Origin of the sequence: Oscillibacter sp. 1-3 (assembly GCF_000403435.2) — a bacterium.
Classification (GTDB): domain Bacteria; phylum Bacillota; class Clostridia; order Oscillospirales; family Oscillospiraceae; genus Oscillibacter.
The window spans coordinates 195475-219533 of record NZ_KE159711.1 but is presented as its reverse complement, the minus strand read 5'-3'; the positions used below and the strand labels follow the sequence as shown (position 1 = coordinate 219533).

General features: G+C 58.2%; 25 protein-coding genes. 15 read left to right on the top strand and 10 right to left on the bottom strand.

The window, feature by feature from the left end; genetic code table 11:
• Window positions 1-44: 44 nt before the first annotated feature.
• The 4 genes from C816_RS19295 to C816_RS19280 form a co-directional block, all read right to left on the bottom strand.
• Window positions 45-1631, bottom strand: a complete 1587-nt coding sequence (locus C816_RS19295) for a hypothetical protein (RefSeq protein ID WP_016324095.1) — start codon at window positions 1629-1631, stop codon at window positions 45-47.
• The gene (locus tag C816_RS19290) at window positions 1628-2341 is read right to left on the bottom strand and encodes an ABC transporter ATP-binding protein (RefSeq protein ID WP_016324094.1); all 714 of its coding nucleotides are present in this window, start codon (window positions 2339-2341) and stop codon (window positions 1628-1630) included. Before C816_RS19290 ends, C816_RS19295 begins: the two co-directional genes overlap by 4 nt.
• A 179-nt stretch (window positions 2342-2520) precedes the next feature.
• The gene (locus C816_RS19285; protein ID WP_016324093.1) at window positions 2521-2805 is read right to left on the bottom strand and encodes a hypothetical protein; all 285 of its coding nucleotides are present in this window, start codon (window positions 2803-2805) and stop codon (window positions 2521-2523) included.
• Window positions 2806-2871: 66 nt separating this feature from the next.
• Window positions 2872-3939: a helix-turn-helix domain-containing protein gene (locus C816_RS19280; protein WP_016324092.1), complete on the bottom strand. Its 1068-nt coding sequence runs from the start codon at window positions 3937-3939 to the stop codon at window positions 2872-2874.
• A gap of 238 nt (window positions 3940-4177) precedes the next feature.
• On the opposite strand from C816_RS19280, the gene C816_RS19275 reads away from it, so the two are divergent.
• From C816_RS19275 to C816_RS19260, 4 genes are all read left to right on the top strand, one after another.
• Window positions 4178-6643, top strand: a complete 2466-nt coding sequence (locus C816_RS19275) for an excinuclease ABC subunit UvrA (protein ID WP_040656336.1) — start codon at window positions 4178-4180, stop codon at window positions 6641-6643.
• A gap of 399 nt (window positions 6644-7042) precedes the next feature.
• Complete coding sequence (locus C816_RS24375) at window positions 7043-7291, top strand: hypothetical protein (protein WP_016324090.1); 249 nt, start codon at window positions 7043-7045, stop codon at window positions 7289-7291.
• A 62-nt stretch (window positions 7292-7353) separates the two neighbouring features.
• Entirely contained in the window at window positions 7354-7953 is a 600-nt protein-coding gene (locus tag C816_RS19265) for a helix-turn-helix domain-containing protein (RefSeq protein WP_016324089.1), read from the top strand.
• Between the two features lie 4 nt (window positions 7954-7957).
• On the top strand, window positions 7958-8200 hold the full coding sequence (locus tag C816_RS19260; RefSeq protein WP_016324088.1) for a helix-turn-helix domain-containing protein: 243 nt from the start codon (window positions 7958-7960) through the stop codon (window positions 8198-8200).
• Between the two features lie 141 nt (window positions 8201-8341).
• On the opposite strand, the gene C816_RS19255 is transcribed toward C816_RS19260, so the two are convergent.
• From C816_RS19255 to C816_RS25190, 5 genes are all read right to left on the bottom strand, one after another.
• Window positions 8342-10702: an ABC transporter permease gene (locus tag C816_RS19255; protein ID WP_016324087.1), complete on the bottom strand. Its 2361-nt coding sequence runs from the start codon at window positions 10700-10702 to the stop codon at window positions 8342-8344.
• The gene (locus C816_RS19250) at window positions 10686-11381 is read right to left on the bottom strand and encodes an ABC transporter ATP-binding protein (RefSeq protein ID WP_016324086.1); all 696 of its coding nucleotides are present in this window, start codon (window positions 11379-11381) and stop codon (window positions 10686-10688) included. The genes C816_RS19255 and C816_RS19250 overlap by 17 nt, the downstream gene beginning before the upstream one ends.
• A gap of 63 nt (window positions 11382-11444) precedes the next feature.
• On the bottom strand, window positions 11445-12674 hold the full coding sequence (locus C816_RS19245; RefSeq protein WP_016324085.1) for a sensor histidine kinase: 1230 nt from the start codon (window positions 12672-12674) through the stop codon (window positions 11445-11447).
• A complete protein-coding gene (locus C816_RS19240; protein ID WP_016324084.1) occupies window positions 12671-13369 on the bottom strand; it encodes a response regulator transcription factor in 699 nt (232 codons plus the stop codon). The genes C816_RS19245 and C816_RS19240 overlap by 4 nt, the downstream gene beginning before the upstream one ends.
• Window positions 13370-13849: 480 nt before the next feature.
• Window positions 13850-14122, bottom strand: coding sequence for a hypothetical protein (locus C816_RS25190; RefSeq protein ID WP_242832280.1), 273 nt, complete (start codon window positions 14120-14122; stop codon window positions 13850-13852).
• A gap of 200 nt (window positions 14123-14322) precedes the next feature.
• Here C816_RS25190 and C816_RS24370 point away from each other — a divergent pair, with 200 nt between their 5' ends.
• The 8 genes from C816_RS24370 (at window position 14323) to topA (ending at window position 21006) form a co-directional block, all read left to right on the top strand.
• Window positions 14323-14619: a hypothetical protein gene (locus C816_RS24370; protein WP_016324082.1), complete on the top strand. Its 297-nt coding sequence runs from the start codon at window positions 14323-14325 to the stop codon at window positions 14617-14619.
• Complete coding sequence (locus tag C816_RS23135) at window positions 14522-14737, top strand: excisionase (protein ID WP_081646430.1); 216 nt, start codon at window positions 14522-14524, stop codon at window positions 14735-14737. Before C816_RS24370 ends, C816_RS23135 begins: the two co-directional genes overlap by 98 nt.
• A 31-nt stretch (window positions 14738-14768) precedes the next feature.
• On the top strand, window positions 14769-15326 hold the full coding sequence (locus C816_RS23130) for an integrase DNA-binding domain-containing protein (RefSeq protein ID WP_081646429.1): 558 nt from the start codon (window positions 14769-14771) through the stop codon (window positions 15324-15326).
• Window positions 15327-15350: 24 nt separating this feature from the next.
• Entirely contained in the window at window positions 15351-15815 is a 465-nt protein-coding gene (locus C816_RS23125) for a tyrosine-type recombinase/integrase (RefSeq protein ID WP_242832278.1), read from the top strand.
• A gap of 57 nt (window positions 15816-15872) precedes the next feature.
• A complete protein-coding gene (locus C816_RS25185; protein ID WP_371254429.1) occupies window positions 15873-16232 on the top strand; it encodes a tyrosine-type recombinase/integrase in 360 nt (119 codons plus the stop codon).
• A gap of 199 nt (window positions 16233-16431) precedes the next feature.
• Window positions 16432-17205, top strand: a complete 774-nt coding sequence (locus tag C816_RS19220; protein WP_016324079.1) for a TrmH family RNA methyltransferase — start codon at window positions 16432-16434, stop codon at window positions 17203-17205.
• Window positions 17206-17349: 144 nt separating this feature from the next.
• A complete protein-coding gene (gene dprA / locus C816_RS19215) occupies window positions 17350-18528 on the top strand; it encodes a DNA-processing protein DprA (protein WP_016324078.1) in 1179 nt (392 codons plus the stop codon).
• A 168-nt stretch (window positions 18529-18696) separates the two neighbouring features.
• Complete coding sequence (gene topA / locus C816_RS19210) at window positions 18697-21006, top strand: type I DNA topoisomerase (protein WP_016324077.1); 2310 nt, start codon at window positions 18697-18699, stop codon at window positions 21004-21006.
• Here topA and C816_RS19205 read toward each other — a convergent pair.
• Window positions 21003-21251, bottom strand: a complete 249-nt coding sequence (locus C816_RS19205) for a hypothetical protein (protein ID WP_016324076.1) — start codon at window positions 21249-21251, stop codon at window positions 21003-21005. The genes topA and C816_RS19205 overlap by 4 nt on opposite strands.
• Window positions 21252-21327: 76 nt before the next feature.
• Here C816_RS19205 and C816_RS19200 point away from each other — a divergent pair, with 76 nt between their 5' ends.
• From C816_RS19200 to plsX, 3 genes are all read left to right on the top strand, one after another.
• A complete protein-coding gene (locus C816_RS19200) occupies window positions 21328-21540 on the top strand; it encodes a helix-turn-helix domain-containing protein (RefSeq protein ID WP_016324075.1) in 213 nt (70 codons plus the stop codon).
• A gap of 150 nt (window positions 21541-21690) precedes the next feature.
• On the top strand, window positions 21691-22998 hold the full coding sequence (gene trmFO, locus C816_RS19195) for a methylenetetrahydrofolate--tRNA-(uracil(54)-C(5))-methyltransferase (FADH(2)-oxidizing) TrmFO (protein WP_016324074.1): 1308 nt from the start codon (window positions 21691-21693) through the stop codon (window positions 22996-22998).
• Window positions 22995-24029, top strand: a complete 1035-nt coding sequence (gene plsX, locus C816_RS19190) for a phosphate acyltransferase PlsX (RefSeq protein WP_016324073.1) — start codon at window positions 22995-22997, stop codon at window positions 24027-24029. Before trmFO ends, plsX begins: the two co-directional genes overlap by 4 nt.
• The last annotated feature ends 30 nt before the right edge of the window (window positions 24030-24059 follow it).

Genomic DNA, 24059 nt, shown 5'->3' with positions numbered 1-24059 from the left:
ATAATAGCCCCGGCGTTCCATTCTGTGAACGCCGGGGCTTGCTTTTACAGTGCCTGGAGCATGACCGGGCCGCGCTTGGAGAGGACAGCGGCACACACCGCCGTCAGCAGGGCGAACAGCAGGATCGGGAGGGCCAACGCGGCCCAGCCCGCCGTCTGACTGCCTAGCCAGTACAGCCCGCCCGCCGCGGCCAGCGCCGCCATGGGGACGAACATGGCCAGGGTGACAGCCAGAGACTGCTTGATGACCACGGTTTCGTTGACCGCGTCCAGCTTGGGGAAGGTCAGGCCCATCAGCATCCCAAACATGGCGTGGCCTACCGCGAAGAGCAGGGCCGTGATCAGAAGCGCTGCCCCCTGCCACAGCTGGAACCCCAGCGCGATGGAGATGCAGGCCCCGGCAATTACGGTACAGGGGAGGGTGAGCAGCAGCTGGAACCCTGCCTTGACCCACAGCAGCGTACTGCCCGGCATGGGAGCCTCCCGCAGAATCCAGAGGTATTTCCCCTCCAGACTGACGGAGGGGGCGGCGATGGGACAGGTACACAGGCAGAAGCAGATCACAGCCGCCGCCATGGGCAGCAGGGGGAAATCTTCCATACCAACAAAGGCAAGCAGCTTTTCCCGCATCACCAGGGATGCCGCTCCGGCGGCCAGCAGCATAATCAGGCCAAGGCCGGCATTCCAGAAGTACATGGGCGTTCCAAAAAACCGCTGGGCCTCCTTCCGCAAAAGGGCCTTCTTTTGACTGGAGGCGGATTGGGCGGAGAGCTTATAGTTGCTCTGGGCAGATCGGGCGGCGAAGGCTGTGACTGCCTGCCGGTAGACCCGGCCCAGGCCGAACACCACAAGGGCAAAGGGAATGACACAGCAGGCGGCAAAGGCCAGCAGCAGTCCCCAGTCCCCCATGATGCCCTCGCCCATCCACAGCAGGGGCGCGGCCCAGGAGAGGGCGTCTTTTACCCCGGCAGGGTTGGCGGCGAGGCTGCCGAGCATCCCGTTGAGGTTGAAGGAGAGATAGAACACCGCCACCAGAAACAGACCCATCACAATGTTCTGTCCCAGCGCTCCCTTGGATACCCTGGCGGACAGAAAGGCCACCAGCGCCCCCAGCAGGACCGACAGCGCCGTATCCAGCAGGGGCAGGGTCAGGGCCGCGATGACAAGCCGCACCCAAAAGAGAAGGCTGTGCCCCACGCCGCTCTGGGTCAGCATCGTGCAGACCACCCCGGCGGGGAGCAGCACAAAGGCTGAGAACAGCAGGTTTTCCAGGTAGATGGCCGTCACCCGGCTGGCCATCAGCAGGGTGGAGGATACCGGCATACTCAGCAGCAGGTCGTTGTCCTTCCCGCCAAACACAACGCCCTTGACGGCGAAGGTGGTGAACAGCAGCCCGCCCACCAGGGCGGCCATGCCCATAAAGATGAACACCAATATCTCCATATGCGAGGGGGCCAGCGCCTGCATCAGCATGTAGCTGTAAAAACCGGAGAGGTAGAGGCCCAGGCCGGCAATGACCACGACAGCGCCCAGGCCGGTGGCTGCCTTTTTCCGGCTGCGGCCCCGGGAATTGGTGGAGGAGAGCAGCATAGACTGGATGCTCACCTTCAGCAAAGTGAGAAACTTCTTCATTTTTCTCCCTCCAGCTCCAGGAACACGTCCTCCAGGGAGGAATCGCCCACCAGTTCCGCCGTAGGACCGGATTTTACCAGCCGCCCGTGTTTGATGATGGCGATTTTGTGGCACAGCTTCTCCGCCACCTCCAGCACATGGGTGGAGAAAAACACCGCCGAGCCTCCCTGGCACAGATCCGCCAGATAGCCTTTCATCAGATGGGCGGCGGCGGGGTCCAGGCCCACAAAGGGTTCGTCCAGAATCAGCAGCCTGGGACGGCGGATGAAGGCTGAGATCAGGGCCAGCTTCTGCCGCATTCCGTGGGAGTAGCTGCCGATGGGAGAGCCTAAATTCCCTGTCAGCTCAAAGGCATCAGCGTACTTGCCAATGTCGGCGGTCCGCTGGTCTGCTGGGATGTCATATAGGTCGGCGATGAAGTTGAGGTAGTCAATGCCCTTCATAAACTCGTAAAGGTCCGGGTTGTCGGGCAGGAAAGCGGTGACCTGCTTGGCCGCCACCGGTTCCCGCTTGATATCATGGCCGTCGATGGTAATGGTCCCTTCGGTGAAGTCCATCACCCCCGCCACCGCCCGCAGGGTAGTGGTCTTGCCAGCTCCGTTGTGGCCAATGAAGCCGTAGATCTCACCGGGCCGGACATGGAGGGTCAGGTCATCTACGGCTCTCTTGCCGCCGGGGTAAGTTTTGGAATAGTGGTCAATGCGAAGCATGGATAGTCTCCTTTCAACTAGTTAAGTAGGATGATAGGGAATTTGCGGAAAAGCGCATATGAGGTAGTCTATATGCCAGAGATATGAACCACATCAAAATAAGATATAAATTTGTCTTTTTCACGCTGTGCGAAATCAGGTGCAATCCATCTATTGTGCAGGGCCGATGATTTTTACGCTCAGAGATTGAAAACAAAGGTGACGACCAAGATGACAACGACCAGGGCAAGGATGATAAAGCCCCGCGGCCTTCTTTCCTCCCTCTCACTGGAGGCATATGCAGCGCCTATCATACCGGCGGCCATGGGAATGAGCAGCCCAAGGACTTTGGGCATAGATTTGCTTGGCTGTCCGCTCATACTGACCTGCATGACCAGCGCATCCGGAAGCAGGAACCAGCCTGCGATGACAGCGATGGCCAAGGGAATGAGAAGAAGGAACGGCCAAAAGCGTTTCTTATTCATAATAGGTTACCTCCATATGTGAATCGTACACCTTCCGGTTTGTGGAAGGTCAAGAGTTTTTTGATTTTATCCTTGAAAATTGTCTTTCAGTTTCTCCATTGCCGCACATAACCTTGGATCGCTGAGGTGTTCATTGTTCTGACGCGCTTGTTGGATTGCCAGATAAATAATTTGACGCAGTTGCTTATTGGTTTCCTGATGCGCAGTTTGTGCGGATGTTGATGGAAATAGTATCTCGTTGGGCGGCGGTGAAGACTCGTTGAGTCCATCCAGATAGTCGCAGAGACTTTCGATCATCTGCCGTGTCTGCCCATAACGGCGGAATAATTCAACCTGCATGATGCCGCTCAGTTGGGTACGGTGAAAGAACAGGGACTCAAACTGCTGGATCACCCTGTTGATCTCCATGGATGTCTCAAGCGGGAACCCCAGTTTCTCGTCCAAGAGGCAGACCATGCAGGTCTGCATTTGCTGTGTTAGATGCAGCAGCCGCTTTTGGAGCGTTGCGACCGCCTGATCCCGCTCGCCGCGGCGCAGGTGTAATTCCATCCAGATGATTGTTGGATCACCTGACAGCCTGGGCAGCTCCAACAGGAGCTTTTCAGCCTTGTCCAAATCGTCCTCCGTAAGCGCCATGACAGCCAAAGCTATCGCGGCAGACTGCCAAAATTCCGTGGAACCGCTGGCATGGACAGCTTGGAGCAATTCTTTCCGCCGCTGATTCCAGGCGCCCCGTTCCTCCATACTGGCGTCAGGGCAGACAGCCTGAAAGGCAGCATAAACTCCAGCGCCATGGTATTTTAACGGAATACTGGCAGGGTACTGATGCAGCAGGTTTTGCAGTATGGACTCTGCTGTTTGCCAGTCCTTAGTGCGGGCAAGCGTTAGGATATCGTTGATCTTCTGCTCCGCTTCACTGTTTGACAGTGTTTTCTCGTAGTTCAGCAACATATCCACGTTGGTATCCAGCGCCCGTGCCAAAGGCCAGAGTAGCGTGATGTCAGGGTAAGAAGCGTTTGTCTCCCACTTGCTGACCGCCGGCGGCGAGATGCCGAGAGCTGCTGCAAGCTGTTCCTGGGTCATGCCTTTTGCTTTCCGAAGCGCCGCGATATTGGCGCCGAGTTTTAATTCCATGACAGTCTCCTCCCTGTGGATTGTTTTATCTTTCCTGAGTTTAGTATAAGCGAGTGACCTGTAACGTGCAATGGAGATGTGTTCAGATGCGTTTCAGCTTTTCTTAACTGTTGGTTAAGTTTGCGATATGGTCTTGCGATAGTGCTGGGGTAGGTATTATACTGACAGTGCTTCGGACTGCGGCAGGCTATATGTGGAGGAACAGCAGATGCACCAGGATACCAAGGAGGAGACAGCAATGCCAGAAATCATAAAAGTACGCGGGGCGCGGGTCCACAACCTGAAAAATATCGACGTGGATGTTCCCCTCAATCAGATCGTCGCCATTGCCGGCGTGTCCGGTTCCGGGAAGTCCTCCCTGGCGCTGGGTGTTCTGTACGCCGAGGGGTCCCGGCGCTATCTGGAGGCCCTGTCCACCTACACGAGAAGGCGGATGACCCAGGCCGCCAAGGCCCAGGTAGACGAGGTGCTCTATGTCCCCGCCGCCCTGGCCCTCCACCAGCGGCCCGGCGTCCCCGGAATCCGCTCCACCTTCGGCACGGGAACGGAGCTTTTGAACAGCCTGCGGCTGATGTTCTCCCGGCTGGCCAGCCACCGCTGTCCCAACGGGCACTACGTTCCGCCCACCCTGGCTGTGGCGGCGGAACAGCCGCTTTTCTGCCCAGAGTGCGGTGGATCGGTCCGGGCCCCGGGGGCGGAGGAGCTGGCTTTCAACAGCCAGGGGGCCTGCCCCACCTGCGGCGGCACCGGAATCGTACGTACCGTGGACGAATCCACTTTAGTGCCCGACGAGTCCCTGTCCATCGACCAGGGAGCGGTGGCCCCATGGCAGACCTTGATGTGGTCGCTGATGAAGGACATCGCCCGGGAGATGGGGGTGCGGACTGACGTGCCCTTCCGGGAACTGACGGCGGAGGAGCGGGAGATCGTCTTCCACGGCCCCGCCGTCAAGAAGAACATCATCTATCAGAACAAGACCAGCGGCGCGGCGGGGGATATGGATTTCACCTACTTCAATGCCACCTACACGGTGGAAAACGCCCTGTCCAAGGTGAAGGACGAGAAGGGTATGAAGCGGGTGGAGAAGTTTTTGAAGCAGGGCGTCTGCTCCGACTGCGGCGGCACCCGGCTGTCAGCGGCCGCAAGGGCACCGAGGCTCCGGGGCATCTCCCTGGATCAGGCCTGTCAGATGCCCCTCTCCAGGCTGATGGAGTGGGTGGCCGGGGTGTCCGCCTCCCTGCCGGAGGAGATGCGCCCCATGGCGGAGAGTATCTGCCAATCCTTCCAGACTGTGGCCAAACGGCTGATGGACCTGGGGCTGGGCTACCTGTCTTTGGACCGCGCCGCCTCCACGCTCTCCACCGGGGAACGGCAGCGGATGCAGCTGGCCCGGGCGGTGCGCAACCGCACCACCGGGGTGCTCTATGTGCTGGACGAGCCTTCCATTGGCCTGCATCCCTCCAACATCGTGGGACTGACCGGCGTGATGCGCGATCTGGTGGCAGATGGAAACTCGGTAATTCTGGTGGACCACGACACCCAGATATTGTCCCAGGCGGATTGGCTGATTGAGATGGGCCCCCAGGCAGGGGCCAACGGCGGGCAGGTGGTGACCCAGGGGACTATCCCGGAAATTGCCCAAAACAGGGCGTCCCAGATTGGCCCGTTCCTGGCCGGGACGGCGGATATCCATGTCAGGGACCGAGTCTGCGCCGGGGAGCTGTTCGCACTGGGCAGGATACACCTCTCCACTGCTGCCATCCACACGGTGAAGCCCTTGAAGGTGGATATCCCCAAGGGACGGCTGACAGTGGTGACAGGCGTGTCCGGCTCCGGCAAGACCACGCTGATTCTGGAGAGCTTGGTTCCCGGACTGGCAGCGTTATCCGGTGGGACCACGCTGCCGGAGCACGTCCTGAAGCTGGAGGCAGAGGGTATCCGTCAGGTAAAGCTTATTGACGCCACCCCCATCGGCGTCAATGTCCGCTCCACAGTGGCCACTTACGCCAATGTCCATGACGAGCTGCGGAAAATTTTCGCCAGGACCCCGGACGCAAAGGAGCTGGGGTTCAAGGCCGGGGATTTCTCCTATAACACCGGAAAGCTGCGCTGTCCGGTGTGCGATGGCACGGGGACGATTGACCTGGATGTGCAGTTTTTGCCTGATGTGACCATCCCCTGCCCGGATTGCCGCGGTTCCCGGTATGGACGGGAGGCATATCAGGTGAAGCGTGGAGACTGCTCTCTGCCGGAGCTGATGGCGATGAACGTCAACGCGGCCCTGGAGACCTGCAAAGATTTGAAATTAGTTCGCCAGCGGCTGGAGGTGCTGAAGGATCTGGGCTTGGGCTATCTGACCTTGGGAGAGGAGACACCCAGCCTGTCCGGCGGCGAGGCCCAGCGGCTGAAGCTGGCCAGCGAGATGGGCAAAACCCAGTCGGACTCCGTCTTTGTCTTTGACGAGCCTACGATTGGACTGCACCCCTTGGATGTGCGGATCCTGTTGGGAGTGTTCCAGACCCTGGTGGAGCACGAGGCCACGGTGGTGGTGATCGAGCATGACCTGGATGTGATCCGCAACGCCGATTACATCATCGATATGGGTCCCGGCGGCGGTGAGGCGGGCGGATGTGTGGTCGCGGCCGGGACGCTGGAGGAGATTGCCGGCAGCCCCAATAGCGTGACCGGGCAATACCTGATATAAGCAGAAGTCCAGCCGGCACAAGTGGGATGAGCGGTTTTTCTCTGTATTTTCCCAAATTATATAATATCCGTATCCTGTTTTGATTTGGTCTATACATCTGACTGATAAACTGCTTTTGTGGCAGTTTATCCCTAAATTCTCAGCAATTCAAACGGATGGGAGGTTCAAATGTATGGGACAAATAACAGGTACAAGAGAACAAAGTATTGTGCGGCCTCTATTCTGATGGCGAAATAGAGGCCGCGCTCATTTTTGACATTATTTGCACTTTTCACACAGCTTACAACTGAATAGTTCCATCTGACAAAGGCGGCAGCATATGCTGCCACAGAGCATCAGAAATGGGATGATGTCCGCCGCCTGTGTGCCGCCCGTTTTATTACGGACAGGAGCAATGTTATGGACGACAAGATCCGTGACATTGAGCTGGTCAGTCTTTATCTGACTTGGCAGCACACGGCCTTTTATAAGCCGCGGGATTCCGTTGTACCGTTCCGCATGGGCAGAAACCGGGAGACGATAGCGAAAAGCGATGATCCTCTCCCGCCTCGCAGAATCCCATTGCGTCGCTCAATGTATTTATCCGGGCAGCAGATTTTGTGTCTGATCACGAAGTCTGCTGCTCATTTTATTATGCCCACGTTCTGATTCGCTGCCGCGGCCCCCAATGCGTCTGCTCCAAAAATCAGATGCACTCGGAGGGAAACTGCATGTCATACTGGCAGCGGCTTAATACTCGTGCGCTTCTCACGAAGCTCAGGTATAGCCCAATTTATGTTCTTATTTCGGATGCACTCTGGTTGAACTGGGCAAATCAATCCTTGTCCACCGGGGAAAGGAGTGAAAGGGGACAAGCAACCGTCTCCGCGGATATGGAGGGGGGTGAAGACTTGGGACTTTCACCGTCCCAGAAGACCAGCATCCGTTATCAGTTTGAGGTGTACTGCAAAAAGGTGATTCGGGGTGAGCGCTGTGACTACTTGCGCCAGGTGATTCGCCAGGCAGAGCGGGAGGTATGTTTTTCCGATATGCCATTTGATGCCTTGCTTCGGATTGGGATGTCAGACGACTATCCCAGCAGCCACTATGTGTTTGAGACCCAGGGCCATCAAATCTCTATTGCGGATGAACGCCTCGAAGAAGCGCTGTCCCAAATTGAGTCTGCGGAGAGAAATCTTCTTCTGCTGCTGGCCTATTTCCTGGATTTGAATGATCGGGAGATCAGTACGCTGCTGGGGATCCCGCGCTCTACGATCCAGCGCCGCCGTCAACGATTCCTTGACCAAATGAAACAGCTTCTGAAGGCGTGATTTTATGAAAGCTAAGTCCCGTACTGAGGAGCAGTTGCTGCCCTACGAAACCATTGAGGCAGCCACCAATGGGGATATCACCGCCATCAATTCAGTTCTGGCACATTTCGAGGGCTATATAGCGACATTGGCCACACGCACGCTCTACGACGAGCACAGCTGTCCGTGCCGGTACCTCGACCCGGAACTGAAGTGCCGGCTGGAGACGAAACTGATCGTCCGCGTCCTCAAGTTCAAACTCGTATAACCAAAGGCGGCCGGTGTGTTCCCCTTTCCACACCGGCCGCCTTCTTGGTCTTTATCCGCACATAATAGAATATGAGATGGCAGACGCTTTTCATATTGAAAAGGCAGATAATCGGCTTGGGATTATCTGCCTCCTGTTATATCACTGTGCGCAAATGGTATCAACAATGGTCATGCTATGGATCCGTTTTATGGGCCCATATACTGCCAATGCTACAGAAAGGAGGAGGATCAGGAGGATGATCCCTAACTCAGACCAGGGAATGCCCCACGGCTCGCCCCACTTTTGCCCAATCAGCATGGCGAACAGGAGCCTGTTGGTGAGCAAGCCCAGTACAGTACCGGCCACGCTGCCTGATAAGGCGTAGGCCCCCGCCTCTGCAACTACCATTTTGGACAACTGCCGGGTGCTCAGCCCAATGGCCCGGAACGCACCATATTGCTTTGTTCTGGAAGCGACACTCATTGCAATGCTGTTGACCACATTGAAAATTGTAATCAGGGCAATCAGGACGAGAAAACCATAGATAAAAAGATTAAAGCAATAGTAGATGCCCCGTGTGCTGCTATTTCCAAGCCGTTCATCTGAAAAGGTGTACCGGGTTCCCACGATCCGATGGATCGCATTCACCTCACTGTCTGAGGTTCCGCTGTTCAGTTGGATATCAAGTACCGTGTAGTTGGACAGGCCCGTCATTTGCCGGAACGTATCTTCGGAGCAGATGACGATTCCTGTACCAGCGGCATTGCTGAAGGGGCAATCGGATAGGATCCCTGCGATTTTTAGTTCCTGCGCCCGTCCGCCTGCCTGTACGGTGATGATATCGCCAACCTGCACTGTGCTGGCGGTCTCTTTCACCACCAGCCCTGTGCCGGGTTCCGTTTGGACCTCCTCAATGGAGCCGTCCAGAAGGTAGCCCCTGGCCCAGCCGAACTGCTTTGACTCATAGGAAATCAGATCAAGAGAGGATACTGTGCCGCTGCCTGTCGTTGGAAGGCCGTAGGCAAACATCCGGCCATAGGCCGCTTTGATTGCCGGTATTTCATTGAGGCGCTCCAGTAGATTGTTGTCCACGGAACAGGTCTGGTCCGGACTGACAATGGATAAATCCGGCGTCCAGGGCTGCAGGGGCGTCAGGGCGTGGCGCATGAAGTCAACGGTTACGGAGAAGGAGAGGAAAAGAACGATGCTCAAGGCAAAGGAGCCGGTCATAAGCAGATAGTTCCTGCGGCTGGAAACGGCGTGATGGATGCCCAGAGCGGTATCCACCTTTGCCAGCTGTGTATTGGCTGCGGAGCGGACAGGCCGGGCTTCGCCTGTGCTGCCGGAAACCGCGGCCAGCGGCGAGACCTTTGCGGCGCGTTTTGCCGGGGAGCGGGCCGCGAGCATCACGGTAAGCAGTCCCACCAGGATGCCGGCGGCCACGCTGGGCAGGCTCAGGCCGAAGGCGGGCATTGCCGCAAAGTAGCCCGGGCTGAGGTATCGAAGGATGGCGCACAGTACCCATATCACAACGACCCCCAAGGCCACACCGGCGGGGATCGCAAAGCGGCACCAGCCGAACGCTTCCCTGCGCACCATCTGCATGACTTGCCTGGGCGTTGACCCAATACAGCGAATCAGGCCGAAAAATTCCATGCGCTGCGCAACATTGCTGTTCAGGCTGCTTGCTATCATCAGGATCCCTGCTGACATGACCAGAACGAAGAGGATCCCTGCCGCCGCATAGATGAACATCATAAAGCTGTCCCGGCTCTGTCCCAGCAGGCCCAGCAGCTTTGTGTTTTCGGATACCTGGCCGTCTGACAGTTGGAAGGCCGATTTGAGATTTTTGATGCTTCCTTGGATATCCCGGGTATGGGAGAATTGGACATAGTACATAATGTCAAAATCGGAGGGTTCCCCCTCTGCAACGTCGGGATAAATGGCGCGGTAGTCCTCCATACACAGGAAAATTCCGTATGCGTCGCTGCGCATCAGGCCGGAGGCGTTCCCTACAAATCCAGTGATCTGAAAGTGGAGTGAAGTCCCATTCGGGGTGTTCAATGTTACCTCGTCCCCAATGTGGAGGTCCATCATCTCCCTGGCGTTTTCTGTGACCAGCGCGCCGCCCTCTGCCTGTGGGTAAGCGCCCTCCGTCAGCATATCAAGAAAAATTTTTGTGACAAGGGCTTCATCGCTGCCGAAGATCACCGCCTCCTTTCCTCCTATGGTATAGCCCAGATTGGCGCCAAAATTCAAAGTACCATAGGGGGAAATCACCGCAATGTCGGGCCGGGCCGCCATCAGCGCCGCATTCTCAGCGCTGATGTTTCTCAGGCCGATATGCCAGCTGCCATCGTCCCGCTGGGCCTGTAAGACCTGGCTGCGGATAAACATATCCGCCATGCCGAAAATAGTGGTTACCAGGAATACGGACAGGATAATGCAGAGGATGGACATCCGGTTCTGTTTCCGGTGTACCTTTGCTGAGATGGGGATCAGGTCAAGAAAGTGTTTCATCCGCTTCCCCTCCCAAGTCTGTCAGCACACCGTCCGCCACCTGGAAAACACGATCCACGGAAGCGGTCAGGTTTCGGTTGTGGGTGATCATCAGAATGGTCTGCTGGTAGTGCCGGGACGCCTGGGTCAGCAGTTCCATGACATCACGGCTGTTCTTGCTGTCCAGATTTCCTGTAGGCTCGTCGGCCAGGATCAATTTAGGTTTTGTAATCAGTGCCCGGCCGATGGCCACCCGCTGCTGCTGGCCGCCGGAGAGCTGGTTGGGCAGGTGATTCCGGCGGGAGGTCAGGCCCAGCAGCTCCAGAATCTCCTGGACAGCGGCGGGTTTTGGTTTCTTATAGTCCAAGAGCAGGGGAAAGATGATGTTTTGCTCCACATTCAGCTCGGAGACAAGCTGAAAGGACTGGAAAATGAAGCCGATATTCCGCCGCCGGAAGATGGTACGCTTTTCTTCCCCCATGGAGAACAGGTCCTGCCCGTCCATCCGGACTTCGCCGGAAGTGGGGGTGTCCAGAGCGCCGATGCAGTTGAGCAGGGTGCTCTTGCCGGAGCCGGATTCGCCGACCACTGCGGCAAATTCTCCCTTTTCCAGGGAGAAGGATACGTTTTTCAAGGCGTCAACCCTTGCCTCACCCTTGCCATAGGTCTTACACAGGTTCTGTACGGTCAAAATTTTCATAGCACAAATGCCTCCTTGCGCTAGAGTATAGCAGAGGCAGCTTACAATCAGGTGAATTTCAGCTTACAGTTCTGTAAGGAAGGAGAGGGTGAAGGTTGTGCCGGTTCCCGGATCGCTCTGCACGGCGATGATTCCGCCCTGCCCCTCTATGATCGACTTCGCCAGGGGGAGTCCCAGCCCGATTCCCTGGGTATCCAGGGAGCGCTTGCTGCGGTAAAACCGCTTGAAAATGTGGTGGATGTCCTCCGGAGCGATGCCGCTGCCGTTATCTGTAATGAAAATACGCAGCATGGCAGGGGTATGCTCCCAATGGATGCGCACAGTTCCGCCTGGACCGGTGTGGTCCAGAGCGTTTTTCACGATATTGCCGATGGCCTCGCAGGTCCAGTCCCTGTCACATACCAGCTGCTGTCCGGCATCTCCGTCAACGAGAATCCGCTTGTTTTCGCGCTCGGCCCGTGTCGTCAGTTCACGGATGGATTGGGATACTAGCGCGGCGACATTGAGGCAGTCCTTCTCAAACACGATATTCCCCGTATCCAGCCGGGTGATTTTCAGCATGGCTTGAATCAGATATTCCATACGCTTCAGCGAAACGGACATTTTGGCAGAAAATTCCCGCACAGTATCGGGATGCTCCGGTTCATCCGCAATGATCTCCTGATACATGGTAAGGGCAGCCAAGGGCGTCTTGAGCTGGTGGGAGATGTCCGATATAGATTTTTTGAGGAATTCCTTTGCCTGACGCTCGGTTTCTGTTTTGGCCTGGAGCATGGTTGCCAGCTGTTCCACCTGGGTAAATATCTGATAAATTGCACCCTCGCTGCTTCGGGGCAAGTGCTGGGAGTAATCCCCGCAAAGATAGCCGCTGATGGCTTGGTCTGCCTGGCTGTACAAGCGTTTCCGCGCCGAAAAGAACACCCAGGTTCCGGCAAAGAGGGCAATAACCAGCAGGATGGCCATGCCGGCGGCGGCAGCGAGGCTGGAGCGTTGGAGCTGCGCGTAGAAGGGGAGCAGGCCGCTTTCGGCTGTGGCATCCACCCCCGCCATGGCGAGCAGAGCCGTCCCTTCCTCACTGACTTCTGTATTTGTCAACGCGGCGGCAATGACCGTGTGGGGGACATCCTGCGCTAAAAGGGAGGCCGCTATAGCCTCGCTGCGGGATAGATAGATATCCTTTGCCAAATTCATTTGCATCGAACTCAGCAGCATTCCCATACCGACGATACACACAGAGATGCACGCCAGAAAGAGTCCATAGGCTCTAATCTGCCTGTCCTGATAAAAGCTCATGGCGAAACCTCTTTCCACTGGTAGCCAAAGCCCCGGACCGTAAGCAGATGCAGAGGGTGGGAGGGATCGGCCTCCACCTTCTCCCGCAGGCGGCGCACATAAACAGACAGGGTGTTGCCGTCCACATAATTCCCGGCGTCGTCCCACAGCTCGCTGAGGATGGTGTCCCGGGTAACAACGCGGTCTGCGTTGCGTACCAGCAGGCAGAGCAGGCGGTATTCCGCGCCGGTCAAATCCAGGGGCCTGCCGCCCAGGTAGGCCCGGCTTCCCAGAAGGTCGATTTGGGTGTCTCCGCATTGGATCATCTCCGATGGCGCCGGCTTGGCCACACCGGCCCGGCGCAGCAGCGCCCGGATGCGGGAACACAGCTCGCCCAGTTTGAACGGCTTGGTCATGTAGTCGTCGCCACCGCTGTCCAGACCGCGGATGATGCTGACTTCTTCGTCGGACGCGGTTAGAAAAATAATGGGGATCAGATGATTTTGCGCCCTGACCCGTTCGCAGACTTCAAACCCCGTTCCGTCCGGCAGAGTGACGTCCAGAAGCAGCAGAACATACTGGCTGAGGTCGGGCAGAAGCGCAAGCGCCTCAGCGACCGTTCGGACAACGTCTAATTCGTAACCCTGCCGCCGCAGGGAATAGGTCAGTCCATCAATCAGACTCACATCGTCTTCCAGCAATAGAATTTTATCCATACTTGTGTCTCCTGAGCTTGGTAGCGTTAGTCCAAATTATATAGGAAAGCCAGAGGACAATACAAGGCATAAATTGTAAACTGCATGAGAGATTGCATTTAGAAATTGAAGCTTGAAGAAATAGCTTGTTTTATTATCTGAGGTATAGTTTTGCTGTTTTCAGAATTCTACTCTTGCCTTTTTGTGAAGAAATCGCTATAATATAACCATTATAGTATCCGTGACCCATCACCAGCGGTCTTTGTTTCCGTGTTTCAAAGCGTCCAGAGGTCGATTGACCTTTGGACGCTTTTTTATTTCCGCCCCTATAATGATAGATACATCGTAGCCGATCAGGCAACAAAGCGCATGAGCAGTTTTGCTCATGCGCTTTGTTTATATATAGGCCCGTCTGTGAGACATCAGGCAAAACAAATCGTGCAGAAATGGAGTGAACACAAAATGAGCGAAAAGCAAAATAGCCGTCCCTATTTCCCGCCGTTATCTGGCAAAGTTGAGTGCGGCCAATGCAAGGACACCGAGTGTCGGTGCTTGAGCAAACACCAAAGAAGCCGCCAAGATTTCACGCATACCTCCGGCTGCTGTCCCAGGCTCCCCGATCAGTGGAGCTTTGTGGATGAAAAGGAGGAGAAACCGACCTGGAAGTTCTGCCCCATCTGTGGTGAGGCTATTGAGTAAAAAAGAGCCAAGCCAGTCCAGTGGGCAGAACTGAACTGCGAGCGGTGCGGCGGCAATTTGATTATGGAGATTCAAGGCGAACCGAAGCCCCGATACATTGCCAGCAGAGACTATAATAGGCAGCTCTATCTGTCGATGCTGTATGGAAGAACACTGTGCGCAGACCAACTGCCTCCAGGGTGAGGTTGGGAAACAACCGGGCTGTCCATACACCAGGATCAAGAAAAAAGCCTTGGACCTCAGTGTCAACATGGAATGATTTGGAGGAATTTCAGATGAATGAGCAGAAAAAAGTACATATCACCATTTTTCAGCCCCCGTTTGCGTCCCTGATAGATCTCGGCCTCTATATGAAGATGCACGATCCCAAGCAGCCCTTCCAAGCTACGGTGCCTGCGGAATACTACCTGGCCATTTTTGACGGCGAGATCGAATGTCTAAAATCTTTGCCGGTGGATAAGGAGCGGCGGACATATGCGATTTTGGAGCAGGTTGAAACAGATCCCGTTGGGAGAACGATACATGTTGACAGTGCGGGAGGTTGCGGAATATTTCGGTATTGGGGAGCATAAACTTCGAGATCTTCTTGACAGAAATCCTGACAAAAATTTATCTGTATGGAATGGAAATCGTCGGCTTTTTCGCCGCAAAAGATTTGAATCATACCTTGATGAATGTGAATCCATTTGATGATGTGATTCTATTACTTGAAATCCAATGAATGGCATGGTATAATACTCAAGCCCTGCCATGTCCTTTTCTGAAAGGGGTATCCATGTCAGAAAAGAGACGAGATAGCAAAGGCCGTCTCCTCAGAACAGAGGAGAGCCAGCGTGCCGATGGAAAATATGAGTACAAGTATGTGGATGCGAAAGGGGTGCGAAGGAGCCTATATAGCTGGAGATTAGTTTCAAGTGACAAATTGCCGCCGAAGAAGCGTTCCTGTGAAGCTCTCAGGGATATGGAGGCAAAAGTACTCCGTGATACGCAAAATGGTATCAACTCATTTACCGCTGCCAGGATGATGCTCAATGATTTTGGGGAAGACTATATCGCAACCAAGTATGAGCTCAAGGCATCTACCCGAACAAATTATAAATATATGTACACAAAATACATCAAAGAAAATATTGAAATGCGGGATATTGCCAGTATCAGGTACAGCGACATAAAGAAATTCTATGGCGAGCTTCTGAAACACGGATTTAAGCCAAACAGCGTCGAAATCATCCAGACAATTTTGCATCCGGTTTTTAATGTGGCAGTCAAGGATGGTTAGATTCGTATCAACCCTACCGATGGGGTGATCGCCGAAATCAAGAAGAGCCATGACTGGGAGAAGCCCAAGCGTCACGCACTGACAGTTCCTGAGCAGGAGGCATTCGTTGATTTTGTGGCACGGTCCCAAACTTACCGCCACTGGTCTAACTTGTTTACCGTGTTGCTTGGTACTGGAATGAGGATAGGCGAGTGCCTTGGTCTTCGGTGGGAAGACTGCGATTTCAAAGGTAAAATTATTAATGTAAACCACAACCTTATTCATCGAGTCACGGAAGCCGGGAATATGGAGGTCCACATCACAACCCCGAAGACGAAAACAGGTATTCGCATTATTCCGATGTTTGATGATGTAAAGCGGGCCTTGTTAGACGAGAGGCTGAAACAAATGGAGCATGGCTTTACACGATCCGAGATAGATGGCTATTCCGGCTTTATCTTCCAAAATCGTTTTCAGGAGGTCCTCATTCCACATCTAGGCCCTGTTTGAAAAAAGTCAAAACGCCCAAACGGTGGATCATTATCCGCCACTCTGCGTTAAATTTTCTTGCCGGGCGTCAGCCCGACTGCAAAAATTTGCCTTGATTGGCGAAAAAATCTCTCGCCGTTGGGCATTCCGCCATTTTTCAAACATGGCCTAGTTAATTGGGCCATCTGGCGCATTATCCGGGACTATAACATTGAGGCAGGAGAAACTGGAGCGGTGCGGTTACCGCATTTCTCCGTCCACAACCTACGGCACACTTTTTGCACAAGGCTTTGTGAGAACGAGCCGAATATCAAGATTATCCAGAAAATCACGGGGCATTGGAATGTTGAAACTACAATGGACGTGTATAACGAGGCCACAAAAGAGAAGAAGATGGAATCGTTTGCCAACCTGGAGGGCAAAATCAAAATCAGCTGAGTTTTACGACAGATTTTACGACAAATCACCGAATACACTGTGTAACGCTAAGTAACAATATGCTGAGAAAGTTGGAAAACTGGTATGAATGGGTACGATTTGATAACTTATGTAACGGTATGCGGAGTGGAGGAACAATTCCCCACCATGAAGCCCCTGGACTGATTTCACAGTAACATTTACGGGAGGAGGCGCGGCCATGGAGCGGATCACCAGCAAGACCAATCCGCTGTGTACCCATTTCCGGAAGCTGGCCTCCTCCAGAGCCTACCGGGAGGAGACGGGGGAGTTTTTGTGTGACAGCCCCAAGCTCCTCCGGGAGGCGGAGCTGTGGGGCGCGTCCGTGTCCGCGGTTTTCTATACGCCGGGGGCGGATGTCGCCGGCGCTCCCGCCGGGGCGCGGCTGGCTGAGGTGACGGAGAGCGTCATGAAGTCTGTCAGCCCCATGGAGACCCCCCAGGGGGTGGTGTTCTCCTGCCGCTCCACGGGGCGCCGTCCGCCGCAGAGGCTGATTCCGGACGCCAGCGGACGGCAGCGGTATGTGCTGCTGGACGGCGTCCAGGACCCCGGCAACGTGGGCACTGTCCTCCGCACGGCGGACGCCTTCGGCTGGACGGCATTCCTGCTTCCCGGGTGCGCCGACGTGAACAACCCCAAGACGGTGCGGGCGGCCATGGGCGTCCACTTCCGGAGGGTGATCTACCAGACCTCCCTGGAGGAGGCCGTCCGTCTGGTGCGGGCGGCGGAGCTGCCCCTGTACGCCGCCGCTTTGGCGGAGGACACGGCGGACCTGCGCACGGTGGATCTGACGCGGTGCGCCGTCGTCATCGGCAGCGAGGGCCGGGGCGTCTCCCGGGAGGCCCTGGCGCTGTGCGACCGGACGATTAAAATTCCCATGTCCAAAACCTGCGAGTCCCTCAACGCCGCGGCGGCCGCCGCCGTGGTGCTGTGGGAGGGCGCGCGGAATGACTGATTGCAAGCGCGGTCTGCAGCCTCAATACAGACCGCCTGCCGTTGCCGCCGCTGAGAGCCTGGTGCTGCACCAGGCTTCCAGAGCGGGTCAGATTTCTTTTTGATTCTTTTTCTTGAAAAGAAAAAGGACGAAGGAGGCGGGCTTATGCTGAAATACTGGCTTTGGATGGCGGAGCTGCCGGGGCTGACAAACCAGGTCCGGCTGGCTCTCCTGCGCCATTTTGGGACCCCGGAGAACGCGTTTTACGCGGACGCCGGGGAAATTCTATTGACAGAGGGCATTACCAAAGAGCAGGCGGAGGCGCTGGACAACAAGAGCCTCGCCGCCGCCGGAAAGATTCTCGAGGACTGCCGCCGGCTGGGGCTGCGGGTCCTGACGTTTCAGGACGCGGAGTACCCTAACCGGCTGAGAAATATCTACGACCCGCCGTTTTTGCTGTACGTGCGGGGCCGTCTGCCGGCCATTGATGAGGAGCCCGTCATTACGGTGGTGGGCACCCGGAGGTGCACGCCCTACGGTGAGACCTGCGGCGAGAAGCTGGGCTACGGCCTGGCCAGAGGCGGCGCCGTTGTGGTTAGCGGGATGGCCCGGGGCGTGGACGCCGCCGCCACCCGGGGCGCCCTGCGGGGCGGAGGCGTGCCCATCGGCGTGCTGGGCTGCGGGCTGGACGTGGTCTACCCGCCGGAGCACCGCTACCTCTACGAGGATGTGGCCGCCGCGGGGGCGCTGGTGTCCGAGTACCCGCCGGGGACTGAGCCGGACAAGTCCCACTTTCCCGTGCGCAACCGCATCATGGCGGGTCTTGCGGCGGGCACTGTGGTGGTGGAGGCGCCGCTGCGCAGCGGCGCTCTGATTACCGGCAACACCGCCCTGGAGCAGGGCCGGGACCTCTTTGCCGTCCCCGGCCCCATTGACGCCCCCGCCAGCGCGGGGTGCAACCGCATCCTGCGGGACGGCGGCATCATCGTTACGGAGCCCCGGGACGTGCTGGACCACTACGCCGGCCGCTTCCCGGACAAGCTGCGCCTGGAGGAGGCCCGGGAGGAGCCGGAGACCCTGGGCTATCAGGCCCGGCGGGAGCGGGCGGAGGCCCCCAGGGCCGTGCCCCCGTCCCTGAGCCTCTCCGGCAGCGGCCTGACCGACGACCAGATCGCCCTGCTGCGGGCCCTCGCCGGGGAACCCCGGCTGGTGGACGATCTCATTGAGGAGACCGGCATCCCTGCCCGGCGGGTGCTGTCGGCCCTGACCCTGCTGGAGCTTGACGGCCGCATCGCCCAGCACGCCGGCAAGCGGTATACCCGTGTCGTGACGCTGACGGAGTAAAATCGTGGCAATCCCGCAAAAACGGCGGGCTGCCGGGCCCCGCAAGGGGGATGCCGCAGCCCTGAGCGGTGTAGAGATCACGGGCCGCCCCCTGGACGGGGTCCGGCTATTAATTCGAGCATTCCATCAACACGCGCCCCCTTTGGAGCGCCTGGAGGTTTCATGAGTATGGCAAAACACAGCCTGGTCATTGTGGAGTCCCCCGCAAAAGCTAAGACCATCGGCAAATACCTGGGCAAGGACTTTGAGGTCAAGGCCTGCATGGGCCACCTGCGGGACCTGCCCAAGAGCGTCCTGGGCGTGGACCTGGAGCACGACTTCGAGCCGGTCTACAAGCCCATCAAGGGCAAGGAGGACATCATCAGCGACCTGAAAAAGTCCGCCAAGGCGGCGGACACCGTATATCTGGCCACCGACCCGGACCGCGAGGGGGAGGCCATCTCCTGGCACTTAAAGCAGCTTTTGGACCTGCCGGACGAGAAGGCCCGGCGGGTCACCTTCAACGAGATCACCAAGAAGGTGGTGCAGGAGAGCATTCAGGAGCCCCGGGAGATCGACCAGGACCTGGTGGACGCCCAGCAGGCCCGCCGCATCCTGGACCGCATCGTGGGCTACGAGCTCAGTCCCCTGCTGTGGAAGAAGATCCGCCGGGGCCTCTCGGCGGGCCGGGTGCAGTCCGTGGCCACCCGCATGGTGGACGACCGGGATCGGGAGATCGAGGCCTTCCAGCCGGAGGAGTACTGGACCCTGGACGCCAAGCTCCTGGGGGAGGAGGCAAAAAAAATCCCCTTTGCCGCCCGGTACCACGGGAAAAACGGCAAAAAGGCGGAGCTGAAATCGGCGGAGGAAGTAGAGGCCGTGGTCCACGAGACGGAGAACGCCCCCTTCCTGGTAAAAACTGTAAAGCGGACCGACAAGCACCGCAGCCCCTCGCCGCCCTTCACCACCTCCACCATGCAGCAGGAGGCCTCCCGGAAGCTGAGCATGACCCCCCGGCGCACCATGGCCATCGCCCAGCAGCTCTACGAGGGCGTGGACATCGAGGGCGAGGGCACCGTGGGCCTCATCACCTATATGCGTACCGACTCCCTGCGCCTGAGTGAGGAGGCATTGTCCTCCGTCAGGGGCTTTATCCAGGGCCGCTACGGGAAGGACTACTGCCCCGCCAAGCCCATCCACTACAAGGCCAAGGCAAACGCCCAGGACGCCCACGAGGCCATCCGCCCCAGCAACGTCAACTGGACGCCGGAGCAGGTGAAAAAGGACCTGACCAATGAGCAGTACCGCCTGTACCGCCTGATCTGGAGCCGCTTTGTGGCCTGCCAGATGTCCAACGCCGTCTATGACAGCGTGTCCGTGGAGGTGGAGGCGGGCGGCCACAGCTTCCGGGCCAGCTCCTCCAGCCTGAAATTCTCCGGCTACACCGCCGTGTACGAGGAGGGAAAGGACGAGGAGAAAGAGGAGAAGGAGTCCCCCCTGCCCGCCCTGCGGGAGGGAGAGACGCTGAGTCTCCAGGGCTTCTCCCGGGACCAGCACTTCACCCAGCCCCCGGCCCACTACACCGACGCCACGCTCATCCGCGCCATGGAGGAGCAGGGCATCGGCCGCCCCTCCACCTACGCCCCCACCGTGTCCACTATCCTGGACCGGGAGTATGTCATTAAGGAGGGCAAGTACCTCCGCATCACCAACCTGGGCCGGGTGGTGACGGAGCTGATGAAGGACAAATTCACCGACATCGCGGATCTGCATTTCACCGCCAACATGGAGGAGCGGCTGGACGCCGTGGAGGAGGGCAAGGCCCCCTGGCGGGAGCTTCTGAGGGGCTTCTACGGGGACTTTGACAAAAACCTCCAGCAGGCCGAGAAGGACCTGGAGGGCGTGCGGATCAAGGTGCCCGACGAGGTCAGCGAGGAAGTTTGTCCTGAGTGCGGGCGGAACCTGGTGGTGAAGTCCGGCCGATTCGGCCGCTTCCTGGCCTGCCCGGGCTATCCGGACTGTTCGTTTACCATGCCGCTGGTGGTGGAGATGCCGGGCCGCTGTCCCAAGTGCGGCGGGCGGCTGATGAAGCGAACCGGCAACAGCAAGAAGACGGGCAAGCAGTACACGTACTACTGCTGCGAGCATACCACGGCCCGGGAGGGCGCCGCCAAGTGCGATTTCATGACCTGGGACGTGCCGGTGAAGGACGACTGCCCGGAGTGCGGGCACACCATGTTCAAGAAGGCGGGCCGGGGCTACAAGCGGCCCTTCTGCATCAACGAGGCGTGTCCCAACTTCCTGCCGGAGGACAAACGGGGCTATCCCAAGAAGCCCGCCTCCGGCGAGGCGGCCGGGGAGGCGGCGGAGGGCGCCGCCAAGGCCGTGGAGAAGGAGCCGGAAGCGGCGAAAAAGACCGCCAAAAAGCCGGCGGCAAAGAAGGCCAAAGCGCCGGCCAAAAAGCCGGCCACCAAGAAGGCCGCCAAGGCGGAGGACTAAGCCAGCTCCCGGGCCGCGTTCCATGCGGCCTGGAACATGGCCTCCAGCTCATGGCTGCGCATCTCGTTTCTGGTTGACTCGTACTGGTCCAGCAGGTCCTGCTGGAGGTCGGAGAGGGTCTCCAAGAGGTCGGATTCCTGTTTTTCTGCCAGGCGGGTGAGGTGCCAGTAGTACTCCCGCGGGAGGAATTCCCTATAGTGGTTTTCCAGAAGGTGGCAGCAAATTGTTTGCATTAAGTCTGTCATAAAGAATACCCCCGAAATGCAAGTATCTTTCATATCTATATTATATGAAAGATACTTTCATGTCAAGAGGTTTTGTATGAAAATTTTTGCACAGCGTGTGAGAGAATTAAGAAACGAAAGAGGCCAAAAGCAGAATGAGATGGCGGAATATCTGGGGATTTCGCTGCGAGCATATCAATACTATGAATCCGCAACACATTATCCGGATGTTGCAGGGCTTATCAAGCTGGCGGATTACTTTGAAGTCACAACTGACTACCTGCTGGGCCGCTCCCAGGAGCGGGGCTAGGTCTCGCCCTGACGGGCGGGGTGCATTGCCCAGCCATCATCATGGCTGAAATCCCCCCCGCCCGTCAGGGCGAGCAAAACCCACCCCCGCCCGAAGGGCGGTCACACCCCCGTCCCCCCGCAGGGGCGAGACAATAAGGAGGCATTCCTTATGAACGTAACGGTTATAGGCGCCGGCCTGGCCGGCAGCGAGTGCGCCTGGCAGCTGGCCCAGCGGGGCCTCCAGGTCACCCTCTGCGAGATGAAGCCGGAAAAGCGCACCCCCGCCCATGTCACGGACAGCTTCGCAGAGCTCTGCTGCTCCAACTCCCTGCGCAGCGACCAGCTGGAAAACGCCGTGGGCCTTTTGAAGGAGGAGCTGCGCCGCCTGGGCTCCCTGATCCTCCGGTGCGCCGACGAGACCCGGGTGGAGGCCGGCGGCGCATTGGCGGTGGACCGCCACGGCTTCGCCGCCCTGGTGACGGAGAGAATTAAAACCCACCCCAACATCACGGTGGTGGAGGGCGAGGTCACGGACATCCCCGGCGGGGAGGTGGTGGTGGCCTCCGGCCCCCTGACCTCCGACGCCCTGGCGGACAGGCTCCAGACGCTGCTGGGGGCGGACAGCGCCCTCCACTTCTACGACGCCGCGGCTCCCCTGGTGTCCGCCGAGAGCGTGGATATGGACCTGGCATGGTTTGGCTCCCGGTACGACAGGGGGACGGCGGACTACGTCAACTGCCCTATGAGCGAGGCGGAGTACGAGGCCTTTTGGCAGGCCCTTACCACTGCCCAGGAGGCGGAGGTCCACGGCTTTGAGGATAAGAAGGTCTTCGAGGGCTGCATGCCCGTGGAGGTCATGGCCCGCCGGGGCCGCGACACCCTGTGCTACGGTCCCTTAAAGCCCAGGGGCCTGCGGGACCCCAGGACGGGGCGGGAGCCCTGCGCCGTGGTGCAGCTGCGGCGGGATAACGCGGAGGGCACGGTGTATAATCTGGTGGGCTTCCAGACCCACCTGAAATTCCCGGAGCAGAGGCGGGTCTTCTCCATGATCCCCGCCCTCCGTGACGCGGAGTTCCTGCGCTATGGCGTGATGCACCGGAATACCTTCCTGGACTCCCCCCGGCTGCTGGACCGGTACTACCGGCTGAAATCAGAGCCGCGGATCTCCTTCGCCGGGCAGATGACCGGCGTGGAGGGGTACGTGGAGTCCGCCGCCAGCGGCTTTCTGGCGGGGGTGGAGACCGCCCGTCGCCTGCGGGGGCTGCCGCCGGTGGACTTTCCCCGGGAGACGGCCGTCGGGGCCCTGGGGCTGTACATCTCCAACATGTCCGTGACAGCCTTCCAGCCCATGAATATTAACTTCGGGATCATGCCGCCCCTGGACCATCGGGTGAAGGGGAAGAGAAATAAAAACGCGGAGCTCTCGGCTCGGTCGCTGGCCGTGATCGAGGGGATCAAGGAGGAAGTGCTGAAATGAAGATCATCGTGGACGCTATGGGCGGCGACAACGCCCCCCAGGCCATCGTACAGGGCGCGCTGGAGGCCAGCCGGGCCCATGGCGTGGACATTATCCTGGTGGGCCGGGCGGCGGAGGTGCTGCGGGCTGTGGAGGCCTGCGGGGAGAAGAATCTGCCCGCGGGCGTGGAGATCCGGGATGCCACGGAGGTGGTGGAGATCTCCGACGATCCCGCCATCGCCTTCAAGGTGAAGAAGGACTCCTCCCTGACGGTGGGGCTGAACCTCCTGAAAAACGGGGAGGGGGACGCCTTCGTTTCCGCCGGTTCCACCGGCGCCCTGCTGGCCGGGGCCACGCTGCTGGTCAAGCGCATCCGGGGCATCCGCCGGGCCGCCATGGGTCCCGTCATCCCCACGGCGGGGGGGCGGGCCATCCTGTGCGACTGCGGCGCCAACGCCGAGTGTACAGCGGAGTACCTGCTGCAGTTTGCGTATCTTGGCAGCTACTACGCCAGCCGCGTGCTGGGGATGGAGCGGCCACGGGTGGCCCTTTTGAACATCGGCGCGGAGGAGGAGAAGGGCGACGCCCTGCGCCATGAGGCCTACGCTCTGCTGAAAGAGGCGGGGGACGCCGGGCGGATCAACTTCATCGGCAACATCGAGGCGGACGCCGCCATGCTGGGCGGGGCCGACGTCATCGTGGCGGACGGCTACACCGGCAACATCATGCTCAAGTCCGTGGAGGGCGTGGGGAAGTTCTTGCTGAAAGAGCTGAAAAAGATGTTCCTCTCCGGCACGAAGACCAAGATGGCCGCGGCTTTGGTGAAGGGGGACATGGCGAAGATGAAGAAGCTCATGGACCCCAGCGAGGTGGGCGGAACCCCGTTCCTGGGCATCTCCAGGCCCGTGGTGAAGGCCCACGGCTCCTCCGACGCCCGGGCGGTCACCAACGCCATTCTCCGGGCTGTGGAATACGCCGAGAGCGGCTTCATCGCCGACATCGAAAGCAACATCAATTTGATGAAGGTGGAACGAAACGCGGAAAAAAATTGAAATCCTCTTGACAGGCCTGCCTCCTTGCCG

What these genes read in the sequence shown, in the direction of transcription:
- C816_RS19295 (WP_016324095.1), bottom strand. Translation starts at nt 1,631, where the DNA reads ATGAAGAAGTTTCTCACTTTGCTGAAGGTGAGCATCCAGTCTATGCTG.
- C816_RS19290 (WP_016324094.1), bottom strand. Translation starts at nt 2,341, where the DNA reads ATGCTTCGCATTGACCACTATTCCAAAACTTACCCCGGCGGCAAGAGA.
- C816_RS19285 (WP_016324093.1), bottom strand. Translation starts at nt 2,805, where the DNA reads ATGAATAAGAAACGCTTTTGGCCGTTCCTTCTTCTCATTCCCTTGGCC.
- C816_RS19280 (WP_016324092.1), bottom strand. Translation starts at nt 3,939, where the DNA reads ATGGAATTAAAACTCGGCGCCAATATCGCGGCGCTTCGGAAAGCAAAA.
- C816_RS19275 (WP_040656336.1), top strand. Translation starts at nt 4,178, where the DNA reads ATGCCAGAAATCATAAAAGTACGCGGGGCGCGGGTCCACAACCTGAAA.
- C816_RS24375 (WP_016324090.1), top strand. Translation starts at nt 7,043, where the DNA reads ATGGACGACAAGATCCGTGACATTGAGCTGGTCAGTCTTTATCTGACT.
- C816_RS19265 (WP_016324089.1), top strand. Translation starts at nt 7,354, where the DNA reads ATGTCATACTGGCAGCGGCTTAATACTCGTGCGCTTCTCACGAAGCTC.
- C816_RS19260 (WP_016324088.1), top strand. Translation starts at nt 7,958, where the DNA reads ATGAAAGCTAAGTCCCGTACTGAGGAGCAGTTGCTGCCCTACGAAACC.
- C816_RS19255 (WP_016324087.1), bottom strand. Translation starts at nt 10,702, where the DNA reads ATGAAACACTTTCTTGACCTGATCCCCATCTCAGCAAAGGTACACCGG.
- C816_RS19250 (WP_016324086.1), bottom strand. Translation starts at nt 11,381, where the DNA reads ATGAAAATTTTGACCGTACAGAACCTGTGTAAGACCTATGGCAAGGGT.
- C816_RS19245 (WP_016324085.1), bottom strand. Translation starts at nt 12,674, where the DNA reads ATGAGCTTTTATCAGGACAGGCAGATTAGAGCCTATGGACTCTTTCTG.
- C816_RS19240 (WP_016324084.1), bottom strand. Translation starts at nt 13,369, where the DNA reads ATGGATAAAATTCTATTGCTGGAAGACGATGTGAGTCTGATTGATGGA.
- C816_RS24370 (WP_016324082.1), top strand. Translation starts at nt 14,323, where the DNA reads ATGAATGAGCAGAAAAAAGTACATATCACCATTTTTCAGCCCCCGTTT.
- C816_RS23135 (WP_081646430.1), top strand. Translation starts at nt 14,522, where the DNA reads ATGCGATTTTGGAGCAGGTTGAAACAGATCCCGTTGGGAGAACGATAC.
- C816_RS23130 (WP_081646429.1), top strand. Translation starts at nt 14,769, where the DNA reads ATGGCATGGTATAATACTCAAGCCCTGCCATGTCCTTTTCTGAAAGGG.
- C816_RS19220 (WP_016324079.1), top strand. Translation starts at nt 16,432, where the DNA reads ATGGAGCGGATCACCAGCAAGACCAATCCGCTGTGTACCCATTTCCGG.
- dprA (WP_016324078.1), top strand. Translation starts at nt 17,350, where the DNA reads ATGCTGAAATACTGGCTTTGGATGGCGGAGCTGCCGGGGCTGACAAAC.
- topA (WP_016324077.1), top strand. Translation starts at nt 18,697, where the DNA reads ATGGCAAAACACAGCCTGGTCATTGTGGAGTCCCCCGCAAAAGCTAAG.
- C816_RS19205 (WP_016324076.1), bottom strand. Translation starts at nt 21,251, where the DNA reads ATGACAGACTTAATGCAAACAATTTGCTGCCACCTTCTGGAAAACCAC.
- C816_RS19200 (WP_016324075.1), top strand. Translation starts at nt 21,328, where the DNA reads ATGAAAATTTTTGCACAGCGTGTGAGAGAATTAAGAAACGAAAGAGGC.
- trmFO (WP_016324074.1), top strand. Translation starts at nt 21,691, where the DNA reads ATGAACGTAACGGTTATAGGCGCCGGCCTGGCCGGCAGCGAGTGCGCC.
- plsX (WP_016324073.1), top strand. Translation starts at nt 22,995, where the DNA reads ATGAAGATCATCGTGGACGCTATGGGCGGCGACAACGCCCCCCAGGCC.